Origin of the sequence: Adhaeribacter rhizoryzae, from assembly GCF_008629685.1 — a bacterium.
Classification (GTDB): domain Bacteria; phylum Bacteroidota; class Bacteroidia; order Cytophagales; family Hymenobacteraceae; genus Adhaeribacter; species Adhaeribacter rhizoryzae.
In genome coordinates, this window is the sequence record NZ_VWSF01000010.1 from 192,636 (window position 1) to 214,208 (window position 21,573).

8 protein-coding genes are annotated in these 21,573 nt (G+C 44.4%); 4 read left to right on the plus strand and 4 right to left on the minus strand.

The features are described 5' to 3' along the window. Positions 1 to 207 precede the first annotated feature (207 nt). The 3 genes from F0145_RS14460 to F0145_RS14470 all read left to right on the plus strand — a co-directional run bounded on the left by F0145_RS14460 (position 208) and on the right by F0145_RS14470 (position 4,673). On the plus strand, positions 208 to 660 hold the full coding sequence (locus tag F0145_RS14460; RefSeq protein ID WP_150089125.1) for a hypothetical protein: 453 nt from the start codon (positions 208 to 210) through the stop codon (positions 658 to 660). Between the two features lie 418 nt (positions 661 to 1,078). Beyond that, a complete protein-coding gene (locus F0145_RS14465) occupies positions 1,079 to 2,575 on the plus strand; it encodes a metallophosphoesterase family protein (RefSeq protein WP_150089126.1) in 1,497 nt (498 codons plus the stop codon). 4 nt (positions 2,576 to 2,579) lie between these two features. After that, positions 2,580 to 4,673, plus strand: coding sequence for a CHAT domain-containing protein (locus F0145_RS14470; protein WP_150089127.1), 2,094 nt, complete (start codon positions 2,580 to 2,582; stop codon positions 4,671 to 4,673). Positions 4,674 to 4,985: 312 nt separating this feature from the next. Here the strand turns inward: F0145_RS14470 and F0145_RS14475 are convergent, their stop codons facing one another. From F0145_RS14475 to F0145_RS14490, 4 genes are all read right to left on the minus strand, one after another. Continuing rightward, positions 4,986 to 11,432, minus strand: coding sequence for a T9SS type A sorting domain-containing protein (locus F0145_RS14475; RefSeq protein WP_190277555.1), 6,447 nt, complete (start codon positions 11,430 to 11,432; stop codon positions 4,986 to 4,988). 1,121 nt (positions 11,433 to 12,553) lie between these two features. Then, positions 12,554 to 14,170, minus strand: coding sequence for a M81 family metallopeptidase (locus tag F0145_RS14480; RefSeq protein WP_150089129.1), 1,617 nt, complete (start codon positions 14,168 to 14,170; stop codon positions 12,554 to 12,556). 492 nt (positions 14,171 to 14,662) lie between these two features. After that, positions 14,663 to 17,326, minus strand: coding sequence for a DUF5916 domain-containing protein (locus tag F0145_RS14485; RefSeq protein ID WP_150089130.1), 2,664 nt, complete (start codon positions 17,324 to 17,326; stop codon positions 14,663 to 14,665). 379 nt (positions 17,327 to 17,705) lie between these two features. Then, the gene (locus F0145_RS14490; RefSeq protein WP_150089131.1) at positions 17,706 to 18,134 is read right to left on the minus strand and encodes a hypothetical protein; all 429 of its coding nucleotides are present in this window, start codon (positions 18,132 to 18,134) and stop codon (positions 17,706 to 17,708) included. Positions 18,135 to 18,756: 622 nt separating this feature from the next. Between F0145_RS14490 and F0145_RS14495 the strand changes: the two genes are divergently transcribed. Then, a partial coding sequence (locus F0145_RS14495; RefSeq protein ID WP_223816069.1) for a DUF5689 domain-containing protein occupies positions 18,757 to 21,573 on the plus strand: 2,817 nt, incomplete at its 3' end.

A 21,573-nucleotide genomic window follows, 5' to 3' on the forward strand; every position in this document is an offset into this window, starting at 1 on the left:
ATACATCTACAACCCACCAACTTAAGTGGAGATTTTTTAAACAGTAAATCCTACCTAACTAAACCATAAACCTAAGCAGGTAGCTTAACTAATCTTTGTAATATTATTTGTAAAATTAAACTGTACAATTCCTGTATTAAATTATATTTTTGATATTTTTACAAATCATCTGCATCTTTTAACCTGCTATTGTTACTTGTAATTCTAATGCATAGTAAACTTAATTTAAGACAAATATACCTGGACGAATTTCTGCAAGTAACGGTAGATAATACAGCTAAATTTATTTACGTAGAGTGGTTCCGGCACCCAAACAGCGAGGATTTCCGGCGATTGTTTAAAATGTTAGCCGACCTTACACTTGCCAACAAAAGTAAGTTCTGGCTAAGCGATGCACGTGCTATTCACTACATAGAATTTGCCGACCAGAATTGGGTAATACGGGAAATGGTGCCGCTGCTTAAACAAAGCAATCTTTCAAAATTTGCGCGGCTTACCACCGAAGAAAGTTTGGCCCAGTTAGATATAATCCGGGTTTATAACATGGTAGAACAATTAACCGAACTAGGTATTAACACCAAATTAGAATTATTTACCAGTAAGGAAGCCGCCATACAGTGGCTTTTTGAAGAAGAAGCTAATCTACCTGAAAATATTTGAAGCGCTATTAGAGCATTACGGATGCGTAGCCTTTAATATTTTTAAAGAAGTAAAACTTTTTAAAACAGTAAAAAACTGCCGTAATAACTGTTAACCCAAAGAACTGGCCAGTGAAAACACAATAGCCAGGTGAGTAAGCGCAGCATGGCATTGCCCGGGTGCTTTAGCCCCGGGTTTTTGGCACCCCTGACTAAAGTCAGGGGCAATTTAATTCAGGCAATTGGAAAAAGGTGCAGGTAGTGTATACCTGAAATTTCCGGGCCTGGTGCAGGCATATTAATTGTAATTTAAACAATCTTAACTTACTGTTTATAAGCTATATTATAGCCTTAATTAGTAAAGCTTTAATTTAAAAAGTTGCTGCTTTTTCTCTTACATTCTAAATATTAATAGACACTTTTCAACTTACAGTTGCTTCATGAAAAGTTTACTTACCGTTCCGGCCAATTATTTTCCGCAGTACGATGAATTATACGTTATTTCGGATTTGCATTTAGGCGGAACCCAGGGCTTTCAGATTTTTGACGCCGGCGCAGAACTGCAAAGGCTCATTGAATATTTGAGTGCCAAAGATGCAGCAAAAAATATTGCTTTACTCATAAACGGCGATTTAGTAGATTTTCTGGCCGAAAAACCGGCGTTGCCCTTCGACCCGCTTGGCGCTATAGACAAATTAAACCGCATTGCTCACGATCCGGCTTTTACAATGGTTTGGCAAGCCCTCCAACAATTTGTGGCAACCTTAAACCGGACCTTAATTATAAATTTAGGTAACCACGATTTAGAACTGGCTTTGCCTTGGGTAAAAGCCCATTTGCTACAAATGCTTGCCCCCGACAACGACGCAGCTAAAGGCAGAATTACCTTAGCCTTTGAAGGAACCGGTTATAATTGCCGGGTAGGTAATGCCCAGGTTCTTTGTGTACACGGCAACGAGGTAGATGAATGGAATATAGCCGATTACGAAACCATCCGGCAGCTAGGACGCGACATCATGCAGGGCCGTCCGGTAGAAAACTGGATACCGAATGCCGGCACCCAATTAGTTATTCAGATTATGAACGGGCTTAAAGTGCAGTACCCGTTTATAGATTTGCTTAAACCAGAAGCCCAAGCTGTTTTGCCTACTTTACTGGCGCTGGCACCCGAACAGCAAGATAAACTTTTTGCCATTACCGCTACAGCCCGCCGGCTGTTGTGGGATAAATTAAGAATAACCACGGGGTTCCTGGGGCGGGAAGTGACAAACCAGGAAATCAATATTACGGAACCAGTAAGCTTGCCTACCTATTCGTCCGGATTTTATTACCAAGCGGCTGGCAGTATGGCAACTAAAAATAATCAGCAATATGCCGCCGAATTACTAGCCGAAACCGAAAAGCGCTTACAAGCAAACGTCCGGCCGGTTACTTTAGTAGACCAGGATAGGCGGGCGCAAAACCTGGGCTTGCCCACGGCCTTGTTTAAATTTATCTGGGGCGAAGATAAAAGCGAAGTACTGCGCGAAGCCTTAGAACAGCTACAGGAAGATCGCAGTTTTGATTTAGACCAGGAAGACGAAACTTTCGAGCGGTTAAATACTTTAGTGGGCGATCAGGTTGATTATATTATTGCCGGCCATACCCACCTAGAACGGGTACTGCCCCGCCGGCAAAAAAAAGGGCAGTATTTTAACAGTGGTACCTGGGCCAAACTAATTAAATTAGAAAAAAAATTATTGCAGGATCAAGCTAAATTCCGGGAGGTGTTTAACGCTTTTAAAGCCGGCAGTATGCAAGCCCTGGAGCCGTATGTGGTGCGGCGATTTCCGGTAGTAGCTATTATAGCCGATGGCCCCATTACCACCGGTAAATTACGGTATCTGAACCCAAAACCTGGCGAACCAATATTAGTAGATTCTCCTCAAACCAAGTAATAACATGCGGACAATAACGCTTGAACTGTTAAGGCACGGCCCGGCGCATAACCAATTACTCTCTCCCCTAACGCCGTATTTGGCCTTGTGCGAGAATCATGGGGCCGTTACCATACACGTACCTTTTGAGCACAACCAGTTTTTGCACCGGCTAAGTGCGCTGGGGTATAAATTTGGTGAGGAGTCACGGGTGTTTCAGTTAAACGATACGGCCCGGGTATTAGGCGAAATATTGGGGGCTATTCCGGGCTTAACCGCTGAGTCGGGTAAAACCAATAACGCCAACGAAAACCTGACGCATTTACGCCTGATTATTTCGGCTTCCGAATTAGCTTTGTTACCGTTTGAGTTAGCGTTATCGCCCAATGGCTTACCCGGCTCAGGCCAGCATTTATTGCTGCAGCCCCAAATGCCCATTTGTTTAACCCGCGAAATACGGCGGGTACCCGGCGAAAAACTACAATGGCCCCAGGTACCGCGCATTTTATTTATTGCGGCTTCGCCGCCCGAGGTAGGTGAAATTCCGGTAGAATCGCATTTACTGGTTTTGCGCCGGCAAATTGAACCTTGGGTTAAATATTTTCATAAAGATGATGCAGAAATGGCCCGGCAGCGGGTAGATGAGCACTTGTTTTTTTTACCGGGAGCTTCTATCGAAGAAATTGAAAAACAATGCGCCACTAATACTTTCACGCATATTCATATTCTGGCGCACGGGGTAGAACGCCGCGAAAATTACGATACCCGTTTTTTCCTGGCTTTGCACAGCGCCCACGATCCCTACAAAACCGAATATATTAGCGGCGCTCGCTTAGCTACGGCTCTACGCCCGTCGCAACGGCCCGATAGCGGCGAATTGGCTAAACCCGTGGTTGTAACCTTAGCGAGTTGCGACAGCGGCAGTGTGGGTTCGGTAGCCGGGGCCGGGGCCAGTATTGCCCACGCGCTGCACGAATCCGGCATTCCTATGGTAGTAGCGGCCCAGTTTCCGTTATCTTTTGAGGGTTCTGTTTGTTTGGTAGATTGCTTGTACGAAGGTTTGCTTTGGGGCACCGATCCGCGTAAATTATTATACGATTTACGCCGCCGGCTATACGCACAATTTCAGGATAAACACGATTGGGCCGGTTTAACTGCTTACGTATCTTTTCCGCCCGATTTTGAAAAACAACTCTCCGATTTACAGATAGAACAAGCGTTACGCAGTATAAATGCAGCCATGAACCACGCCGATGAAGCCATCCGGCAATTTGTTACGACCATGCGGGTCATGCTGGCAACCACGGACACCAGTTTACCCCAAACCGAGCTACCCCAAACCGAAAATCCGGAAATTAAACAGCTATTGGTGAGTGCCCGGGGAAAAATAAACAAAGCTAAAAGTAAACTAAACCGCTTACTGGATCGGTTGCCCGGCGAGCAGATTCGTATTTTGGGCCTACAGGCCAGCACCGATAAACGACAGGCCGAAATATTGTTTTCGACTACGCACAGTTCTTTAATTGGGGCTAAAGACCGGGAACAGGACCGTAAACAATCGTTGGAACTGTTGCGCAGTGCCCGCGATCATTACTGGCAAACTTTTGTGCTCCAGCGTTTCGATAGTTGGGCACTGGTGCAATATATTTCCCTCTCGGTAATTCTGAACAAACTACGGCCGGAATACGCAGCCGCTCCTGTTCTGGAAAATTTAACTTTGGAAAAAGAGCAGGAAGCCGAAATTAAAAAATTACGGCAATTATGGTCGATGGCCAAATTATTATCGGAGTATGATTTGCGCAGCGCGGAACTTAAACGCCAAATCTGGGCCCATAGCAACCTTGCAGAGCTTTATTTATTAAATATTATTTTAATTCCGAAAGAACCCGAAAAAGATTATTGGGATAATTTACATGATGCGCAAACCCAGGCCTTAAAATTTACCGATGATTTTATAGAAATTGCCGGCCGAAATTCTTTTGCCGTTTACTCCACCCGCCGGCAAATGCTACGTTATACCGAGTGGTTTAACAAAATTTCTGACTTAGATCCGTTGCCTAATCTGATGGGCCCAGTTATCTCTAAGTTTCCGGAAGAAGTGGAAGAAACCTGGAAATAAATTTATCTACTAATAGATTTTATACCCTTACTAAATTGAAAATGCGCCTTAGTTTCTTTTCCAATATTTTCTAAAGAATCCCCACTCACCTCCGTCATTCTGCAGAACTCGAAGAATTCAGGAAGAATCTTATTAGCAGGTAGCCAATAAGATTCCTCCGGAATAACATCGATGGGAGGTACTTTGCTTTATTAGTAAGCGCAGCAATCATTTTTAAGAATGCTTTTAAAGGCAGGAAAAATTTAAAGCAAAAAAGCTGTACCAGCGCTCTTAAATTTAAGCACCGGTACAGCTTTAATATTTTAAACTAATTTATTCTTTAATCAGGTGCAGGGTTTTAACAAAAGCAGCATACCGGATTCGAACTAAATAATGGCCGGCCGCCAGGTTTTGAATTTTAATGCGCTGCTCCATTCCGCCCGCAACTTCGGTTTGGTTTAATATTTTACCATCTAAACTTATCATTTCTACGAGTACTTTTTCCTGGGGCAACTCGCTTAAGTTTAAGTTAATATATTCCCGGGCCGGATTTGGGAATAAATTTACCTGCACCGATTCGCTTTTTTGGTTGGTAACAGTTACGGCAATGGTTTTGCTGTACTCAAAGGTACCATCAAAATCTACTTGCTTTAAGCGGTAGTAATGTACGCCGGCACTGGCTTTTGCATCCCGGAATGCGTACCGGGTAACCTGTATGCTGGTGCCCGCACCTGCCTGCCGACCTATTTCATTAAAAATATTGCCGTCGTGGCTTCTTTCTACGGCAAAATAGCTGTTATTTTTTTCGGAAGCCGTTACCCAATTCAACAACACCTGACCTTGCTCGTACTTGCCGCTAAAACTTACCAGGGTTACCGGCAATACTACCGGGGCAATAACCGAACGGAAACTGTATTGATTATCGGAACTGTTGGTTTGCAGGTTTACTGCACGGCCGCCCGATAAATTATCGAATAAATCTACTAAGCCGTTTTTATCGGTATCGTGGTAATAGGCGGAGCCGTATTTTAAAAACCCTGGTATACCGTCTATTAATTCCAGCCAGTTAGGTGCGCCGTTGTTGTTGGCATCGGCGGTGGTATAATAATTTTTATTTTGAGAATTTTCGAAAGCAGCGGCCCGGGTTTTCAAATCGTCCAGCGAAGTGCCATCCTGGTTATCGTCGAAGGCTTCAATATAATCGGCCGAGCCATCGTTATCGCTGTCTAAATCCAAATAATCAAGGTTATCGGTTTTATCGGTATTAATTGGCGTAATAGCTATGCCGGCTGTGCTGCAACCGCAGGTAACATCGTAGGCATTATCTAAACCATCTAAATCGCTGTCCTGGCCGGAGCGGCCAATAAACGGATTGGTAAGCTGGGCTTCTACGTTATCTAAAATTCCATCATTATCGGAATCTACATCTTCGTAATCGCGCCGGGAATCGCCATCTGAGTCTAAAGCCGGCAAGATAGATTGGTTATTGGTGCCGGGTTTTAAAATAGCGAGCGGTATACCAAATTCGTTTACGCCTCCTTTAATAGTGCCGGTTAACGGGTCATAAATATTGCCGGGAGGTATTTTACCGCCGTAAGCTTCTATCACGTTTGGAATACCATCGCCATCAATATCTACATCGTAGCCCCTGATCAAGCCATCCAAATCCATATCAAAGGCATCGTTAATGTCATCGCCATTCCGGTCGCGGAAAGCGCCGTAAACCGGGTGAATAAAATCTTTATCCAGAAAATTCCAGATACCGTCGTTATCATCATCACCGGTTGGGTTAACGGCACCGGCTTCGGTAATAACACCATCGTTGTTGTCATCTAAATCTATTTCGTCTTCTACCCCATCCTGATCCCAGTCGCCGGAAACCTGGTAATTAATCTGGTGTTGGGTAGTACCGCCGTTAGTATCTACCGACTCGATGGTTAAGGAATAATTGCCTGGCTTTATCGCAAACCGGTAATCTACTTCCAGTTCGCCGTTAGCGTCCAGGCGTATGCCGGCCGGCAGCGCCGTTATAGCTATCCCATCTTTGGTGCCGCCCAGGAAACGGGTGGTTTGCACGGGTCCGTCCGGATCTGTAATCAGGGCAATATGCTGACCGGTTTTAAAATAAAACCAATGTTTGTTGTTTAACAGAACTTGCGCCGTAGCCGGCCGGTCTTGCACCACCAAAGTAATAACCGTACTGTTGTTGCCGCTGCTGGTGTTACCGCCATTTGGGTCGTATTCGTTAGCAGATTTTTTAAAGCCTAAATTATTCTGGGTACCGGTTAAGGTGGGCTGCACCAGCATGGTTAAATTTTTGGTTTCGTTAACGCCCAGGTTGCCAATGGTCCAGATGCCGGTGGCCGGGTCGATAGATGTACCAACATCCGGGGTGCCGCTGCCCGGCACCATTATCATACCCGGGGCTACGGCAGCCCCAATTACAACACCCGTAGCGGGGTCTGGCCCAAGGTTAGTAGCCTTGATGGTTAAGCTGTATTTTTCACCCACGTAATAAGGCCCGGCTTGTAAAGTATTGCTAAGCGCGATATCGGCGGTTAATATACCTTGTACTTGGGCAGTTTGGCTATTATTAGTAATGGTTGGGTCGTACTCGTTTACCGATAAAACCTTAGCGGTGGTGCTATAAGTAGCGGCTGCCTGCGGTTTTACGGTTAAGGTAAGGGTTTGGGCATTGCCGGCACCCGGTAATAAATCAGTGCCCAGGCTCCAGATGCCGTTCTGGTAAGTACCCGAAGAAGGATTCGCGCTTACCAAATTCAATCCGGCAGGTAATACATCTTCAATTTTTAAGCTGGTAGCCGCATCAGGTCCATTATTTTGGACTTTAACTGTGAAGGTAATATTTTCGCCGTTGTTAAAGTTAGCCGGAGCGGTATTGGTTACTATTACATCTGCCACCGGGAGTACGTTAAGTAAAGCCAGGGTTTTGTTATTTTCAACGCGACTATCGGGCTGGTCGGCGGCATAAACTTCGCCACCCAGGTTCATACGGCCCGTTGTATTAGGAATGCCTTTTACCACTAAGGTTTTGGTTTCGCCAGATTCTAAAGTGCCCACGGCCCAGAATCCGGTTGCCGGATTGTAGGTAGTACCCGCTGGTGCTGTAAAACCGGTAAAATCTATTTTACCTGTGCGGGAATCTTTACCGACTAAATTGGTAACCCGATCCGGACCTAAGTTAGCAACGGTTATCGCAAAAGTTGCCTCGGTAAGGTTATGGTAATAGTTACCATCCGGCGAATTGCTGGTTACCGTCATGCTGGTACTTACATCGGCATTTTTCTTTACCGTAATATTGGTAGTATGCGTATTGTCGGTAACATCGTTTTCGTATTGATTAAGTGTACCCGAAATAGCGGCCGTAAACGCGTAGTTCTTATTGGTGGTAACGGTTGCATCTGGCACCGGTTTTCCTATTAAAGTTAATTCGGTAAAGCCGCCACTCGCCAACAACGGAATAGACCAGATGCCGGTATTCTGATTATACGTACCTATTTTGGGAGTACCCGACACAAATGTAAACCCGGTTGGCAATGGGGCCGATAAAGTTAAATTCGTAGCACCATCCGGACCTTGGTTGGTAGCTCTTACGGTAAATATTACCTCTTCGCCCGTAAAGTAGGTACTGGCATTTGCCGTGGTTAATACGTTTATATCAGCTGTAATAACGCCTGAGCCAGATTGTATACTGGCAGTAGCCTTGTTGTTGCCATTAATATTATCGTATTCTGTATGCGTTTGCGAAGCGGTAGTGGTTATTACCGCACTTTGGTTAATGGTGGCATTAATGGTAAGCATAGCGCTGGCGCCGTTTGCCAGATTGCCCACCTGCCAGGTACCAGTAGCCGGGTTGTAAGTACCCGTGCCAGCCGAGGTAACCGCGCTATTATAAGTTAACGAAGCTGGCAGTTGATCGGTAACAATTACATTAGTAGCTGCACTTGGGCCATTATTGGTTACCCGAATGGTGTAGGTAACCGGCTCGTTGGTATAATTGGTGCCGTTAGCCGGCGGCGTTACCGTATGGGTAAGCGCTACATCGGCGGTAGCAGCTGCCGTTAAAGTAGTAGTAACTGAATTATTTTCGTTTACGCGGTCGAACTCGGTGTGGGTTTGTGTAGCTGTTAGCGTTAAAGGACCAGTAGTAGTTGGTTTAGCATACAACGTAAGCGTTTGCTGACCGGCATTTATTAAGGTTCCAACCGTCCAGGTGCCGGTAGCCGCATCGTACGTGCCCGCGGTTGCTTCGAAACTGGTAATAGTTAACCCGGCTGGTATCTGGTTTGCTACCTTAACGTCGGTGGCGCTATTCGGGCCATTATTTACCACCGTAACCGTATAGGCCACTACTTCATTTTGGTTAGGAGCTTGATTGCTTGCCAGGCTGGTTACAGCTACATCGGCGGCTGGATTAACCGTAATGGTTTGAGAAGCAATATTATTACCAGCTTGTTCATCTAGTTGAAAACCTGTACGGTCGCCTAAAGAAGCTGTAGTGGTTATGGCACCTAACTGCGATACCACCCCGGTAATTGTTAAAGTTTTAAGTTCATTTAAAGCCAGGTTACCGATTGTCCAAACGCCGGTTGTGGCATTATAAGAAGTACCGGCCGGCGGCACAAATGTAATAGTATTGGTTACAAATGCTTCGGGCAGTTTGCTGTTTACCACCACGTTGGTAGCAGCATTAGGGCCCAGGTTTTGCGCGGTAATGGTGTAGGTTACCTGGTCGCCGTTTTGATATATTTTCTGAGAAGTATTATTGGTTACACTAATATCGGCCGCCGATACTACGGTAATAGTAGCAGTAGCCGCATTGTTACCCGTTACATTGTCGGGCTCGGTATGGGTTTGGGTAGCGGTAGTTGCTATAGCACCAATTACCAGCGGTTTAGCCGTAATGGTTAACGTACGCGATGCGCCATTTGCCAATGAACCTACCGTCCAAAGGCCAGTGGAACTATTATAAGCAGCATCCGAAGCACTCACAAACTGTAATTTGGTTGCATCCAGCAAATCGGTTACTGCCACATTGGTAGCAGCAATGGGTCCGTTGTTGGTAACCGTAACGGTATAAGTTAAAGATTTACCAATGGTATAAGGACCTGCGTTAACCGTGTTGGTAACAGCTAAATCGGCACTGCAATCGTAATTAAAAGTAGAAACCTGGTCGAGTGTGTTGGTATAACCGTAGGTCCAGGTGTTAACGGTTTTTAAGTCGCCGGCATTATAATTGGTAGCGGTAGATGTGGTACTACCCCAGTTGTGAATACCGGTAGTAGAGCCGCTGGGAGCCGCTGCTCCAAATAATTCCATTTGCGGGACCGGAAATAAAGTGGTAGATAAATTACGATCGTCCCAGAACAGCAAGCTATTATAATTAGAACCCGCCACCGGCCGTACATCTTCTACCCGAAAGCCATTATTTACTTCGGCATCCCACACCGGGAAATTAATAGGCGCGCAACCATTGCGGAAAGAATAAGAAATATTAGCATTTTTGGCCACTACCACACCGGTACCATCTAAACCATTCCACTCCAGGGTACGCAATCCTTTAGGACCGCTTTGCTCCAGCAGTACATCTTTGGTACCCGGCTGGTAACCGGCTACGCCATTTAAATTAATTAATACAATTAAGGTGCTGCGATCGCTGCTGTTAATATTAAATAAAGTTTTACCGCCGTTGGTGCTGGTATTGCAGGAGTTTACTAAGCTCACATTAAAGGTAGGTGTAGCAACGCTCGGCCATTCTGTTATATCGGGGTTATTTACAAAGCTGAAATATTCCGGGTAATCTTGCTGGCTGTTCTGGCTTTTTCTTTTTTCTTCGAGCGTAGCGCCACTATTGGTACCCATGCTGTTGGTTACAAACCGGAAAAAGTTTTGCGGAGCAATACCGGCCAGTTCTACTTTCTTCACAAAAAATTTACCAGGCTGGTCATCGCTAGGCACCAGCGGGAACATGTTAAAATTTCTGGAGAAAACGTTAGTGGCACCACCCGCCGAAAAAGCCCACAATTTACTCCGCATCCGGCCCTGGCGTTCTGTTCCGGTGGCATCAATTACCGTAAAGTCCCAGAAATCGTACACCGAAAAACGGGTTTCATCGGCCATATTGGCTTCGCCTACTTGCGTAAACTCCACATAATAATCATAATCAATAGCAACGCCGTTTACAATATTATTATTGATAACCAAAGGAGTATAACCAGTAGTAACGGCCGGTTTGCCGCCAATACTGCCCCGGTTGGGTCCATTATCGGCTTCCGTAGCATTATCTATTACCCCAAATTGGTTAGCTACCAGCAACATACCGCGGGTAGAAGCTAAATCGTTGTTGAGGGTGGTTGAGACACTGTAAGCAGCATCATCTACCCCAGTAGCCGCATTGGTCCGGCGAATGGTAATCACTAATTTGCCCTGGCTGGCAGAAGTTTGGTCGTGTATAGCCCGGTGCACCCCATAATACATCGATTCGCCGGCCTTTACCCGAATATACAAGCGATGATCTTTGGAATAAGTAGCGCCGTTGCGGCTAAAGCCGGCTGGCTTTAAAAAGCTTAACGATGAAATAGATACCCCCGAAGCACTGGGCAAATTGGCATCGTGAGCCAGATAACCCGATTTATCGTTGTTAGGGTCGGTAAGTGCACTAGTGGATTTATTGGGAGTAAGCTGCTTGGAGCCTTCCGCCAAAACCTGAAAAGGAATAAATGCCACTAGTAATAACAGAAGTCGTAAGCTTTTTTTCATAGGCATAAAATAAAAAAATATAAACAATTTAATTTCTTATACAAAACCAATATTAAACAACCACAAACACCTACCTCAACACTATTTAAAAACTATCAATTATTATACATGAGCAACTATAACATATATTTTAATTAATATTTATAAGTAAATATAATTCAATTTTTATAATCACTACTATTAATTCTACAAACTTGATTAAATTCAAGTCAAAACCATTGTTTTACCCGACGAGTTCATTAACCAATTTATTATTCAGGATTTTTAATTATAATAAAATGCCTTAAAACACCTTTAAACACATTAAGTATAGCTTTTTTCTAATTTATCAGTAAAAAGCAGTATATTCGTTTCATAAAATTTTTATTAATTTATTACTATTTTTAGACCCAAAATAACAAAGCTTTAAACATTAAAATATTACCCTTAAAAATAAATAATTTAAATTATTAATATTTTATTATTTTAACATTATCTTACAATTATCATATTAAATGAAAATGAATTATAATTGTACTGATTTAATTATAATTTTTTTTTAAGCCGCCTATTTGCAAATAGCATTAGTAATGCAAACCAGATTTTATTTGTGTAGGCTAATAGATTAATAGCATTAAAATGGATGGTCGAAGAAGTTTTAGGATTCTATAGAAGCAATAGATATTTTTCTAGATTTAGGTCTATTATTATATGGGCAGCATACCAGATAAAATATTTTTCCGGCTTAATCAAAAGCAAAATTTCGTCGGGATTAAAGAATATTTCGCGTAGGCATGAAAGCGCTGGCCTGGCTGAAACAACTAAATTTTACTACCAGTTATCAGTATTTGCTATTGCAACGGCGTTTCAGGTGCGGTTTCCCTTTTAGTTGCTTTAGCCAATTGCTGCAAAATTTCCCAAAACTCCTGATTGTCATAATCAGCTATACCATTTTGGCGGGCTACTAGGTGGCCATTCGGCGAAATAATGAAAGTGGTGGGAATAATTTGTGCTTCGATTACAAAAGCAATATTACCGGATTTAACCTTATTGTATAAACTTTATTAGCCGTTAATGCCGGGAGCAATAGATTCTATAGAACCTACTGCTCCCGGCATTAACGGCTAACCCGAAACCAATTTCTAAATAGTTTCGGAAGACGGAACAATTTTAGCGGTAAGATCCGGGTCTTTCATGTTTTTGTCCAGCGGATACATAGGTCGTTTAATGCGGCGGTACGGCAATCGCTCCAGGTTTTGGTCTACGCCGCCGGGTGTTAAGGCCAGAATCCAATCGGCGCGCATGGCATACAATTCCGGCTCCAAATATCCGATTTTTACCACCACAATATTGGTCTTGCGTGGGTTGAGGCCCAAGCGGGTAAAGTCGCCTTCTTTGTGGTAAGGCTTCCGTTTTTTTGTTACTATCACGTTTACACTCCCTACCTGCACCACTACTTCGGTTTCGGCATTTCGGTCGCCGTGTTCTATAGATTTTACTGTACCTACTAACCGGACGGGCGGTGCGTAACGGGCATCTACTTTGGCCCCGGCATAAGCGTCTACCTTCCCGCCTACGCCCACTTTAACAGCACTTTCTACCAATTCGGGCCCCGGAATAGAAGCATAAATCAACGATGGGCCATTTTGGGTTTTAAACTCCGGCCGGGCCAATATTTCTTTTAAGGTCCAGGTAACATCTCCGGCACCGCCGGCGGTGGGGTTATCGCCGGAATCGCTGATAAAGTACGGATGTTTTTGGATAGCCAAAGCTTTATCTAAACTTTCTTTTAAAGAACCGGTAGGCGCTACAAAAGCAAAATTGTGGCGCGCTTTCCAGAAGCTGCCAGCCAGTTGCTCGGCGGTTTGAGTTACTTTTGCTTTATCATCGCCGGTAACCATGACTACCGCGTGGTTGCGTGGTTCGTCGGCCCAGGCATAGCCTACCCAAATGGCTGCATCAATTATTCCTGTTTGGGCGGCGGCGGGTGCTACGGCCTGGTAAATACTTTTGGCGGGTTCTAAGCGGGTACTGGTTTTTTCGCCGGGCAATAAAACAGGAATTGGCACATAGGCTTTAAAGGCCGGTTTTCCTTTGCCACTCTCCAGGCGGGCCAACAGGTTAGTAACAGCGCGTCTTTTGGTTTGCATGGCATCTTCGTGGGGCGCCATCCGGTAACAGGTAATTAAATCGGTGTGTTGGGCCAATCGCCACGATACGTTGCCGTGTAAATCCATGGACGTAGAGATAAGCGTTTTTTTACCAATTACTTTCCGGATGCGGGTTATAAAATCACCTTCGGGATCGTCCAATCCCACCACACTCATGGCCCCGTGAATATCCAGAAACAGGCCGTCGTAAGGTTTATTTTTTTCGAGCCGATCTAAGGTTTGTTTTACCAACGATTCGTAAGCTTCGCGGGTAACGGCGCCGCCCGGCAAAGATTTACCAATTAAAGTTGGCAGCCATTGCGCCTTTTTCCGCAACACCGAATCGGCACCAAAAAATGGGTAAGACGTAAAAACATCTTTTTCGTATTTGGCATGGAAAGCTTCTTCCTGGGTGAGCGCCGGGGAAAAGGTACTGGATTCTATGGCTATCCCGGCAATGGCAATGCGCGAAAGCGCTTTAATTTCGGTTGGCCGATTTACCTTTTCTGTTTTATGATTAGCTAAGAGGCGCTTATTCTCAGCATTGAAAGAAAATAGGTTTATCACCGCTAAACCTAAAGCAACAATCAGGTAAAATATCAGATTCATAGCTTAAACCTAAATAAATTAGAATTTTTGGGTAGATTAAATTACTGATGCTACGCGCAATTTTCTTGTAATACCAATATTAAGTGGTTTGTGCGCTTAAATTACCAGAGTCATGTTGAGCTTGTCGAAACATCTAAATCTATTTTATTAAGCTGTAATAGAATTATGCTTTAATAGATCCTTCGACAAGCTCAGGATGACCAAATGTGTATACTTAAGCGCAGGTCCTGTTTTATAATGGTATAAATATTTTTTCGGCCTAAGTAATTCTCTTGTGTCATTCAGGTGGAAACTTTTTGGCTGCCTGCTAAATAGGTTCCTCCTGAATGACAGAGGTGGATTACTTAAACTGCTCTTTCTAAGAATTTGCGAAACATTAGTTATTTAAATGTAAATAAAGCTATTAAATTCTTCTAACTAAATGTTCAGTGGAAGGAATAATAATTAAGTCTGGTAAGTTTTAAATTGAGGTAAGCCAATAGTAAAAATTAATTACTTCAAAAACCGGTAAGTCCATTTTACTAAGTAACTGTTACGCGATTGGTTTGCGAAAGCATTTTCCCATAAACTCTGGCCGATGGGGGTATTTAGCTCCGCAAGCGCATCGGCGGTATTGCCCTGCGACCAAACCAGGTATAATTCTGAACCGGCTTTATATTCCCAGCGCAAAATAAAATTAGACCGAAACTGCACAAAATTAAAATCCGGCCGATTAAAACTAAAATCAGCAGAGCCATCGCCGTTTTCGTCTACGTGGTATTCGTTATTTACATAGCTGATTTGGTTTTGGGAAAATGCAGTAAATCGGTCGGCGTATTGTTTAGCTAGCGGATTAGAAACGTAGCCATAGTTGTTGTAAAGTGGCCGGGTAATAAAAGGCTGACCATAATATTGCAGGGTTAAATCGGGTGTAATATTGTAGCTCAGGCGGCCGGTAAATCGCAAGGTTTTTTGCTTTACTTCGCCCACAATGGTTTTGGTGTTATTAGCCTGCGTTATACTGCTCACAAATTGGTCTTGACGGCGCCAATAGTAACTATGACTTCCTTCGAGGCTAATGCGCAGGGCATTCAGCGGTTGGGCCACCACCATATAGCCGTATTCAAAATTTCTGACGGATTTCTCAGCACCCCAGAAATTATAAATAAATAACTGCGCAAAAACTTTTTTCCGGGTATCGCTTACCACGTAAACATTATGGCCCAAACCAGCCGGTCGCCGGATAGCCCCGGCACCTCTTAAAGCATTATTCGAAACATCAAAAACATTCCAGGTTAAACCCGTGCCGGCCTGCCAATAATTAGTGAAAGTAGCGTGGGAATTAGTATTAAAAGCCTGGTACAAAAACTGGCCGCTGTAATCCCACCGGGACCAATGATTGTAATTAATGCGGGCATTCCGGAAGATTGAAAATGGTTTTTGAAAATGAAAACCAGCCCAGGTAAAATGGTTGATTTCGTTGGCCGTAAGCATAAAACCAATATCGTTCAGTTCCAGCTCCGGCGACCTAAAAGTAAGCCCGGTTTCAAACTTAAACACCTCTCCCAGCCTACCCGACTTACCGCCAATTTTACCAAACCGGAAAGTTCCGCCAAAGCCGGTAAGCGATGTGCGGTTGCTATCTACTGCTACTTCGCTGGCATTGGGCCGTTGAAAAAGATGCTCAAAGGCGGTTTGGGTCTGCAGAATAGCTTCTTTAGTACCCTGCACATGGCTGCCCACCACATTACCCCGAATATACCAGGTGCGGTTACGCCAATAATGCAGAAAATCGAGCCCACCTGAAAAAGCATTCCGGTGCAACATACTGGTTAAACCTTTCTCCCGGTTTACGCTGGTAATAATGCCGCCCAGTATGGTGTTGCCGGCCTTAATATCTTTTTGGATGCGGCCCACAAAATAGCTGGTGAGGGGTTCTACCAGTTCTTTTCGTCTTAACTCCTTTTGGTCGATGGTGGCCATTTCGCGCTGGGTAATGCTCTCCAGAATACCAATGCTCCAGCCCTTGCGAGTTTTACCGCTAAATTTAGCGGCACCCAGAATAGAAGTATTTAGCGGTGCTGATAAATATTCGCCATCGGCTAAATTAGGTTGCTTGTGCGGCGAACTGCCAATGCGGCGGGAATAAAATAACAAGTCACTGTCGTAATCGCCGCCAGCTTCGGAACCGGTCAGGCGGTAATCAAAAATATTGCGGCTCTCGATAAAAAAAGGCCGGCGTTCTTCAAAAAAATTCTGAAAACCATCTATCCGGACCTGCGATGGGTCGGCTTCTACCTGGCCGAAATCCGGGTTAACGGTAAAATCCAGAATCAGGTCGTTGGTAATGGCAAACTTACCATCTACCCCGCCGGTTACCTTACTATCCGATCCTTTAGCAAACGGATTACCGGGCTCTTTTTTATATTTATCAATCTGGGCCGTAACGTAAGGTGCAATTTCTACTTGCCGGTGCAGCGGAATATTTTTTAAACCGTGGAGTTCGCCAAAAGCACTAACCCACACGCCCGCGTTTTGCGGAATATGTTGCCACGTCGAGCGCTCTTCTTTCCGGAATAAACGCCGTTGCACCTGAATGCCCCAGACTTTTTCGGGTTCGTTGCCATAACGCAACTGGCTCAGCGGAATTTTAATTTCGGCCGTCCATCCATCGTCGTTTATATAGGTTTTGGCAAACCAAATCGGATTCCAACTCGCATCCCAATTATTCCCGTTATTCGAAATCAGTTCATCGCCGCGTACCCCGGAGACCGATGTGGTAAAGGAAAAAGCGGTGCGCAGGTCGTGGTAGCTGTCAATATTTATTTCTACAAAATCGCCCGGAAATTCGTCCCGGCGACCCAATCGTTTTACAATAGAATCCGGTGCAACATCGTGGCAGCGGAACGCTACAAACAAGAATTTATCGTCGTATAATATTTTAAAATCGGTAAGCTGCGAAGGAGCTTTGCCGTCGTTGGGCTGATATTGGACAAAATCGCCGCCCCACGCTACGGCTTCCCAGGCTTCTTCGGTAATTTTTCCATCGAGGGTAATAGAACCAACTACTGGTTTGGTAAAATATTTTTTTTTCACCGTTGAGGAATCTAGCGGGCTACTTTGGGCCGAAAAAAACAGAAAAAATAATAACAGCGTGAGCCAACAGGATTGATGCATATCCTTTTTAAAGGTTGTTAATTTATTAACCAAAAAGCCTGAGTAAAAAAATCAATCTAAAAACAGGAGGAACAAAACACCAGAAAAAACTCCCAGCTATTATTGAGCACATTTTAGGAATTAATTATTACGCCTTTGCAGGTTAACTCAGCCTTTCCGGAAAAGTAACAGCATCAGAAAAATAAATTTAGCTAAGTCTTTAAAGCAACCGGAGAACTTTCGGGTTTATGTTTTCAGGTTGTTTAAACCAGGTTGGTTTAAGTAAAACAGAATGGCTTTGGAGTGAAATATTATGTTGTAAGTGAGCAATTACCCGGAATATTTCCGAACAGGGTGGCTAATCAGCAGGAATATTTTCTAAAATAATGCCGGTAAAATATTACCAGGTTTGTTCTTCTATCCAGGTTACGGCTTCGCGGTAGGTACTAAATTGCTGCACCTCTACCTGGGTTTGTTTAAATAAATCGGGGTTGGTCAGGTTTTTAAACGAATGCAAATTTTTATCTAATTCGGTAATACGCGCAACTTTTAGCAATCCCGAAGTATTTGCCACCGGCACAAGTACTTCTGCTACCCATTTCAGGTCTTCGGCTGTTACGCCTCCTAAATTGGTAGTATCCTGAATCCAGAAATGAAGTTGGTTTTGGCGGAGGTAATTAATAAAAATATAGGTGGCCTCGCGGTATTCCTTGCTGGTTGGTTTTCTTAACCACTCCGAACACATTAGTTTAGCCGGCTCATCTATTAGCACGTGCAAAAAAGCATTTCGAAATTCATAAATTCCTTCAACCGTCAAATCTGCCTCCATCTACCTGGTATTATTAAAATTTAGCTAATTTTCGACCCAATAAAAATCATAAAAGCCAGAGCTGCCAGCAAAATAATTAACTGCCAAACTACGCGCTGAAAGCCTATTTGCTAACCGGAATATAAATTAATTTACCGCAAGCTATTTACCTATGAATAAGCTATTTACTTACCGGTATATGCACCAGTTTACTAATAAAATCTCTGTTTTAAACGCCCGTTTATTCTGCTTTTATTAACCTAAATATATTATTATTTACCTTTAATTAAAGCACCTCTACAAAAGTTTTATCCACAAATATTCTCCTGCGCCTTAATCTTACCATACTGCTTTCAAGAAGAGTGTTAACTATAAATTATTTAACCCCGCTACTCAATTAAAAAAAGCTGGATTATTTTTTTGAAGCTGGCAGCTAAGCCGCACATCCATGGCAGCAATATTTAACAAAAAATTAACAGGACTTGATCGCCAATTTTTCGTTAGAGTTAGTAGTCTAATATTTTCTTATCTAAATCATATTTGTATGCAAAAAATATTACTTACTGTTAAGGCGTATTGTCTTCTCGTATTATGCTTCTGCCTGGTTAATTCCGCAACGGGGCAGCAAATATTTATTAACGAAATGCATTACGATAATACCGGCACCGATACCGGCGAAGGTGTAGAAATAGCCGGTTTGGCCGGCACTAACCTGAGTGGCTGGCAATTAGTTCCGTACAACGGCAGCAACGGTACGGCTTACAGCCCTCTGGCTTTATCCGGCATTATTCCCAATCAGCAGTATGGTTTCGGAACAATTTTCTTTCCGGTTGCGGGTTTACAAAATGGTGCGCCCGATGGCATTGCTTTAATTAATACCGCCGGAGAAGTACAACAATTTCTGAGTTACGAGGGCACCTTTACCGCTACCAACGGTCCGGCGGCCGGTACAGCTAGCACCGCTATTGGCGTGGAAGAAGATGGCGACACGCCCGCCGGCTTTTCTTTGCAGTTAACCGGCATGGGCGCTAATTATGCTGAATTTGCCTGGACGGCAGCGGCTACGGCCACTTACAACGCTGTAAACAACAACCAGGTATTTTTGCCGGCGCAAAATATTGTTTACATCAACGAAATCCACTACGATAATGCCGGCACCGATATTAACGAAGCCATTGAATTAGCCGGCCGGGCCGGTACCGACCTTACCGGCTGGAATTTAATATTATATAATGGCGGCAACGGTACGGTTTACCACACGCAAGCCCTAACGGGCAGCATTCCGGATGCAAATAATGGCTTTGGTTTTGTAAATATTAGTTATCCGGTAAATGGCCTGCAAAACGGTGCGCCGGACGGAATAGCCCTGGTAAATGCGGCTGGCGAAGTTATTCAGTTTTTAAGTTACGAAGGCAGCTTTACCGCGGCAAACGGACCAGCAGCTGGCCTGACCAGCACGGATATTGGCGTAGAAGAACTTAGTTCAACGCCCGCAGGTCAATCTTTGCAGCTAACCGGCACCGGCTTTATTTATACTGATTTTACCTGGACCGGACCCGTCACCAGCACTTTAGGCGCCATAAATATTGGTCAGCAATTTGGTACCGGCACTACTAATCCGGAACCAGAGCCGGAGCCGCAATTGGTTACCATTGCCCAGGCCCGCGCCTTACCGGCAAGTACTCCGGTAATAGTAAGGGGTACGCTTACTGTAGTAGGAGAACTGGGCGGCCCGGCTTACCTGCAAGACAGCACGGGTGGAATACCCGTTTTTGATACCCAGGTACACGGTGCCAATAATTTTGCCATTGGCGATTCTATTGAGGTAGCCGCCGTTATGGGAGCTTTTAACCAGCAAGTGCAATTAATAGATGTTAGTCAGGTAAAAGACTTAGGCATTGCCACCAATATTATAAGTCCTTTAAAAATTAATATTGGTAATATTTCCAATGCCCTGGAAGGCCAACTGGTTACCGTACCTAACGCTGCTTTCACCAATATTAAGGGCTTACTTTTTCCCGAGAGTAATTACGCACTTACCGATGGCACGGGTACGTTAGAATTAAGAATTGACGGCGATGTAGCCAGTTTGGTAGGCCGGGAGATTCCGGATGCAGCCGGAAGCATTACCGGGGTTTTGGGCAGTTTCCGGGGTACGCTACAATTATTGCCTCGCTTCGCCGCCGATTTACCAGGGGCCACGCCTTATACCCCAGCAAGCAATAATATTCCCTTAAGCACGACCCTCGATGTCATGACCTGGAATATGGAGTTTTTTGGTTCTACCGTGCCCGGCTTTGGTACAAATAATGCACAGTTGCAATTGCAAAACGCGGTTCGTTTATTAGATAGCGTAGATGCAGATATTATTGCCGTACAGGAAATTACCGATGAAAACTTACTACAGCAACTGGCTGCTACGCTGGGCTATGAGCGGGTTTGCTCCGACCGCTTCTCTTATTCGTTTGAGGCGCCGGACCCTACTTTTCCGGAACAGAAAATATGCTTTTTGTATAAACCCGAAGTAATTACGCTCCTGGACCAGCGGGTGCTTTTCGAAGCCCTATACGACTCAGCCCGTTTGGGCTACAGTACGCCACTTAACAATTATCCTTCCGGCGATCCGGCTTCTTTCTGGTCCAGTGGGCGCTTACCTTATATGATTACGGTAGATGCCCAGGTACAAGGCAAAACCCAAAGAATACGGTTAATTAATATTCACGCCAAGTCAGGCTCCGCTGCCGAAGATTTACGCAGAAGAAGATTTGATGTGCAGGCTTTAAAAGACACTTTAGATTTATACTACCCCAACGATAATATTTTGCTGCTGGGCGATTATAACGATGATGTGGATGAATCTATCGGGGGCGGCCTTACTACTTACAGCCCTTTTGTTACAGCAGAAAACTACAAAGTGGTAACAGCTGCTTTAAGCGAAGCCGGCCTCCGGTCGTTTATTACCCAGGATAACGTAATCGACCACGTCACCATTAGCGATGAACTCTTCGATAACTATTTACCGGGTTCAGCGGCGTTAATAATTCCTTTTAATTATATTAATAACTATGCCAATACTACTTCCGATCACTTACCTGTTATTACCCGCTTTAACTTAACCGAGAATATTTCCCCTCCTGCTAACTGTTCTTTAGCTTTAACCACAAAAGTCACGCAAGCGGAACCGTGGTACGGCATGTGGGGTGCTTTCAACGGGGCAGGTATGATTGACTTAAGCGTAAGTGGCGGTACCGCGCCTTACACCTACCGCTGGAACGCCGGCGCTGCTACCCAGGATTTAGGCTTAGCTTCCCCGGGCACCTACTCCGTGCTGGTGACGGATGCCACCGGCTGCACTGGCTGGACCACCGTGCAAGTAGGCCGCAAGAACGACTTTTTACGCGTACTTTCTTCCCACCAGGATGTATCGGCTGCCGGAGCGAGCGATGGTTCCATTGACTTA

What these genes read in the sequence shown, in the direction of transcription:
- F0145_RS14470 (WP_150089127.1), top strand. Translation starts at nt 2,580, where the DNA reads ATGCGGACAATAACGCTTGAACTGTTAAGGCACGGCCCGGCGCATAAC.
- F0145_RS14480 (WP_150089129.1), bottom strand. Translation starts at nt 14,170, where the DNA reads ATGAATCTGATATTTTACCTGATTGTTGCTTTAGGTTTAGCGGTGATA.
- F0145_RS14475 (WP_190277555.1), bottom strand. Translation starts at nt 11,432, where the DNA reads ATGAAAAAAAGCTTACGACTTCTGTTATTACTAGTGGCATTTATTCCT.
- F0145_RS14485 (WP_150089130.1), bottom strand. Translation starts at nt 17,326, where the DNA reads ATGCATCAATCCTGTTGGCTCACGCTGTTATTATTTTTTCTGTTTTTT.
- F0145_RS14460 (WP_150089125.1), top strand. Translation starts at nt 208, where the DNA reads ATGCATAGTAAACTTAATTTAAGACAAATATACCTGGACGAATTTCTG.
- F0145_RS14490 (WP_150089131.1), bottom strand. Translation starts at nt 18,134, where the DNA reads ATGGAGGCAGATTTGACGGTTGAAGGAATTTATGAATTTCGAAATGCT.
- F0145_RS14465 (WP_150089126.1), top strand. Translation starts at nt 1,079, where the DNA reads ATGAAAAGTTTACTTACCGTTCCGGCCAATTATTTTCCGCAGTACGAT.